The organism is Halomonas sp. (assembly GCF_041689495.1).
Lineage (GTDB): Bacteria > Pseudomonadota > Gammaproteobacteria > Pseudomonadales > Halomonadaceae > Halomonas.
The window spans coordinates 1-2,227 of the sequence record NZ_JBDNGD010000453.1 but is presented as its reverse complement, the minus strand read 5'-3'; the positions used below and the strand labels follow the sequence as shown (position 1 = coordinate 2,227).

Sequence of the window (2,227 nt, the reverse complement as noted above, 5' to 3'; positions counted from 1 at the left end):
GTGCACGTAGGCGTGGCTGACCTGCGTCTCGTTCTCCGGCTGCTTGAGGAAGGCGAAGAGGTCCATGGTCGAGCAGAACTTCAGCGCGTCGCTGCGGCCCGCGAGGAAGGCCTGGCCCTTGGGGCCGGGGAAGTTGGTGATGGTCATGCCGCACACATGGCAGACATCGCCATCGGTGATGGTCTGCGGCGGCGCCAGGGCGATGTCTTCCGATTTCTGGTCACACCCCGCCAGGATGAAGGCGAGCACGAGGGCGAGCAGTAGGAAAGCTAACCGGCAGCGGCGTTGCATGAGAGCATCCTTGGTCGACTAGACGGAGCGGTGACGAAAGCGCAGCAGCGCCAGGCCCAGGGGCACGATGATCCAGCCCACCAGGATCAGCATCAGCCAGCCGGGTTGAAAGGCGTTGTCCCGGGCCAGCGCGGTCAGGCCGGAGTAGGCCTGGGCGGCCTCGATGCCCGCCAGGTTGATCAGCCGGAAGCAGTCGGTGGGGTTCAACAGCAGCAGGTAGGGCAGCCAGTCGCCGCCGTGCCGGGCACCCACCAGCAGCGCCAGCAGTGCCAGGTCGAAAACCAGCACGAACAGGAACCAGACGATCAGGGCGAGCCCGGCGGCGCGGGCCTTTTCCACCACCCATACGCTGATCAGATAGGCGAAGGCGATAAATACCCAGCCCAGCAGTATGCTGCTGACAATCAGCAGCGCGATGCTGCTGGCGAGCTCGGTCAGGTTGACTCCTGAGCCGCCCACGGCAATGGCGACACCGGCAATGCCGAAGCCCAGGGTCGTGGCGACCGCGAGAATCAGCCCGTGGCCGAAGAACTTGCCTAGCAGCAGCGCCGAGCGGCTCAAGGGGTAGGTGAGCAGCAATAGCAGGGTGCCGGCCTCCTGCTCGCCGACGATGGCGTCGTAGGCCAGCAGCAGGGCGATCAGTGGAATCAGGAACACAGCCAGGGTCGACAGGCTGACCACGGTGGTGGCCAGCGACGTGAAGCCCAGACCGCCGCTGGCGGCGGCGCCGAAGTAGGCGATGCCTACCGCCATCATGGCCAATACCAGGGTGATAGCCAGCACCCAGCGGTTACGCAGGCCGTCCCGGAACTCCTTGCGGGCGACGGTCAGGATGGCACTCATGACAGACCTCGGGATGGTACGGTGGAGGAAAAATGTGTGTAGATGTGCTCCAGCGTCGGGGGAAGCAGTTCGATATCCTTGATTCCTGGAGCCGTGATCAGACGGCGCAGTGCTGCCATCTTGTTCGAAGGGTGCACCTGGAACTCACTGGCATGGCCGTTGAGCTGCTTGAGCGTGTTCTCGGCTTCCGGGATATCGAACGGTGGCGCGCTCGTCGGCCAGTCACCCCTGACGCGGATGGTCAGCGGCAGTTCGGCCTGATGGCGCAACTCATCGAGACTGCCAAGCGCCAAGCGACGGCCGGCACCGAGAATCAGCGCCCGGTCGATATAAAGCTCGATGCCGGGCAGGACATGCGATGACAACAGCACCGTACAGCCCTTATCGCGCAGCGTCTTGACCGTGGTGTAGAAATCTCGGGTAGCGGCGGGGTCAAGGCCGGTGGTGGGCTCGTCGAGCAACAGCAGCTGCGGTTCGCCGAGCAGTGCCTGGGCCAGTCCCAGGCGCTGTCGCATACCCTTGGAATAGGTCTTGACGCGGCGCCGGGAGGCATGCCCGAGACCGACCTGCTCCAGTAAGGCGTCGAGCTGGCGGCGGTCGACGCGCTTGAGCCGGGCGAAGTAGTCGAGCACTTCCCGGCCGCTCAGCTGTTCGTAAAAGCCCACGTTCTCGGGCAGGAAGCCCAGTCGCCGGCGCAGCCGGTCGGCCTCGGGGCCGTGGGGCGCCGCGCCGAATACCCTGAGTTCGCCCTCGCTCGGGGCGCTCAATCCGAGGATCAGCTTCATGGCGGTGGTCTTGCCGGCGCCGTTATGCCCCAGCAGGGCCAGCACCTCGCCCTCGTGGACCTCAAGATCGAGTGCAAGAAGACTGGTCACCTCGCCAAAGCGCTTGGTCACGTTATCGAAGGTGATTATCTGGCTCATGTGTCTGCCTTGTCGCGGGTAGGGTCGATCATCAACGGGGCGCTGTCCTTGACGCCCTGGGGGCGGAATACCGGGAATTGGCGCTGCGCCCAGCGCAGCGCCAGCACCGCCGGACTGTGCATCAGCAGGCGCGAGGCCGGGTAGCGCCACAGCAGGCGGTCCATGGCGTC

3 protein-coding genes are annotated in these 2,227 nt (G+C 65.2%); all 3 read right to left on the bottom strand.

Annotation, left to right across the window (positions count from 1 at the left end; genetic code table 11):
• The coding region (locus ACESMD_RS13860) for a nitrous oxide reductase accessory protein NosL (RefSeq protein ID WP_372614138.1) at positions 1-291 on the bottom strand (291 nt) is incomplete at its 3' end.
• 18 nt (positions 292-309) lie between these two features.
• Positions 310-1,134, bottom strand: a complete 825-nt coding sequence (locus tag ACESMD_RS13855) for an ABC transporter permease (protein WP_372614136.1) — start codon at positions 1,132-1,134, stop codon at positions 310-312.
• Positions 1,131-2,057, bottom strand: coding sequence for an ABC transporter ATP-binding protein (locus ACESMD_RS13850; protein WP_372614134.1), 927 nt, complete (start codon positions 2,055-2,057; stop codon positions 1,131-1,133). The genes ACESMD_RS13855 and ACESMD_RS13850 overlap by 4 nt, the downstream gene beginning before the upstream one ends.
• Between the last annotated feature and the right edge of the window lie 170 nt (positions 2,058-2,227).